1 protein-coding gene is annotated in these 465 nt (G+C 63.7%); it reads right to left on the reverse strand.

What is annotated here, in order from left to right; genetic code table 11:
* Positions 1-274 (reverse strand): dihydroxy-acid dehydratase (locus EN893_RS37565; protein WP_206640285.1); only part of this gene is annotated, 274 nt, incomplete at its 3' end.
* Positions 275-465 lie beyond the last annotated feature (191 nt).

Below are 465 nucleotides of genomic sequence, written 5' to 3' on the forward strand. Positions count from 1 at the left end.
TGGCGATGCCGTCGGTGACGGTGATGGTGCAGAATTCGCGCGGCGTGCCGCTGGCGGACGCGACGCCCTTCTTGACCACCTGCGCCTGGCGCATCAGCGAGATGTTGCAGGGCGCCGCCTCGTTCCAGCAGGAGGCGACCCCGACCAGCGGCTGCGCAATCTCGGCCGCCGACAAACCCATGGCATAGAGATAGGAACGATGCGGCGCACGCGCCGGACCGACGGTCACATAGCGGCTAGGGAGCTTAGCCTTGGAGATGACTTTGGCGTCCATACTCTTCCTTGCCCCATCTTCCCTGCAAATGGGGCGGAGCGGCTGCCCCCTCGCCGAGCCTTTTGGCGCGTGTCCCGAGACCAGATCGAGGTGCGCCGGGTTTATGGCGGGAAATAGGCAATTTCCTCAGCCCGGCTTCCAGCGCAGGGGTTGCTCAGAAAGTGTTGCCAAAACATCACAATAGCAGGAGG

Origin of the sequence: Mesorhizobium sp. M7A.F.Ca.CA.004.04.2.1 (genome assembly GCF_004022825.1) — a bacterium.
Taxonomy (GTDB): Bacteria; Pseudomonadota; Alphaproteobacteria; order Rhizobiales; family Rhizobiaceae; genus Mesorhizobium.